This window comes from Brachyspira pilosicoli (assembly GCF_019402445.1).
In the GTDB taxonomy this organism is placed as follows: Bacteria; Spirochaetota; Brachyspiria; order Brachyspirales; family Brachyspiraceae; genus Brachyspira; species Brachyspira pilosicoli_B.
This window is the reverse complement of sequence record NZ_SRZM01000022.1, coordinates 1-1,638: the sequence shown is the minus strand read 5'-3', so window position 1 is coordinate 1,638 and position 1,638 is coordinate 1. Positions and strand designations below refer to the sequence as shown.

The following is a 1,638-nucleotide window of genomic DNA, read 5'->3' as shown; positions in this document are numbered from 1 at the left end:
TTATCTTTTTATATATTCCTAGGATATTAGCTATAACACTCTATAAACATTTAAATAGTTATTTTTAGATTTTAAATTTACTTTTAAAATTGACAATTAAATTTTTATTTTGTATTATACATATATAAAAACTATTAATAGGCATAAATATATGAGAGAAATTGATGTTAATGTTATAACAGAAAATGTTGCTAAACTTTGTATAGATTCTAATATTTATTTAAACGATGATATAAAAAAAGCATTAGAAAAATCTTTAGCACAAGAAGAAGAAAACCTTCCAAAAAATATACTTGATGTACTTATAAAAAATTCAGAAATTGCAAAAGAAGAATTAAAGCCAATATGCCAAGATACAGGAATGGCGATTATATATGTTGATGTGGGAATGGACGTTCATTTTAAGGGCGGCAGTTTAACAGAGGCAATTAATAAAGGTGTTGCATTGGGATATAAAGAAGGATATTTAAGAAAGTCTGTTGTAAATGACCCATTAGAGAGAAAAAACACAAATGATAATACTCCTGCTATTATTCATTATAATATAGTTGAAGGCGATAAAGTAAAGATTATAGTAGCACCTAAGGGTTTTGGAAGTGAGAATATGGGAAAGGTTGCTATGCTTCCTCCTTCTGCTGGAATAGATGGAATAAAAAAGTTTGTTTATGATACAATAAAACTTGCAGGTGCTAATGCTTGTCCTCCTATGATTGTGGGTATTGGTATTGGTGGCAATATGGAGAAATGTGTTGATATTGCTAAGAGGGCTTTACTTAAAGAGGTGGGCTCAAAAAATGATGATGAACGTTTACAAAAGCTTGAAGAAGAGCTTCTTGAAGGAATTAACAAAATGAATATTGGTCCTTCTGGTTTTGGAGGTAATACTACTGCTTTATGCGTGCATATAAATATGTATGCCACTCATATAACATCGCTTCCTGTATGCGTGTGTACAGGCTGTCATGCTACAAGGCACAGAGAAATTGTTTTATAAATAGTTTAATAAAAATTTTAAAGGTATTAGGTTTTATGGAAATAAAAAAGATAAACACTCCTCTCACAAAAGAAATATTATCAACATTAAAAGCAGGCGATATGATAAGCCTAACAGGCAATATATATACTGCAAGAGATGCTGCACATAAAAGATTAATAGACATAATAAAAAGCAAAGAAAAGTTGCCGTTGGATTTAGAAAACAAAACAATCTTTTATGCAGGCCCTTCACCAAATAAACCAAATGAAGTGATAGGAAGCGTTGGACCTACAACAAGCTATAGAATGGACGCCTACACTCCAAAGCTTACAGAGTTAGGAGTTTTGTCTACAATAGGTAAAGGTGCTAGGTCTAAAGAGGTTATTGACTCTATAAAAAAATATGGTGGGGTGTATTTTTGTGCGATAGGAGGTGCTGCTGCCTATATGGCTCATTGTGTAAAGCGATGCAAAGTAATAGCTTTTGAAGATTTAGGCACTGAGGCTATTAGAGAGCTTTATGTTGAAGACATGATGCTGATTGTAGCAATAGATTCTAACGGGGATAGTGCTTTAAAGGTTTAAGATTTTTTAAAAATCTTATTTATTAAAAGTTTTCAAATATATAATAAATTTTTTATTCAACTTTTTCCCGCGTACGAG

At 31.3% G+C, this 1,638-nt stretch carries 2 protein-coding genes; both read left to right on the top strand.

Translation table 11 applies throughout. The features are described from left to right. Positions 1–151 precede the first annotated feature (151 nt). The gene (locus E6A48_RS00990; RefSeq protein WP_219708142.1) at positions 152–994 is read left to right on the top strand and encodes a fumarate hydratase; all 843 of its coding nucleotides are present in this window, start codon (positions 152–154) and stop codon (positions 992–994) included. Positions 995–1,029: 35 nt separating this feature from the next. Beyond that, positions 1,030–1,560 carry a Fe-S-containing hydro-lyase gene (locus E6A48_RS00985; RefSeq protein ID WP_219708141.1) on the top strand — a complete coding sequence of 177 codons (531 nt, stop codon included), beginning with the start codon at positions 1,030–1,032 and terminating at the stop codon, positions 1,558–1,560. Positions 1,561–1,638 lie beyond the last annotated feature (78 nt).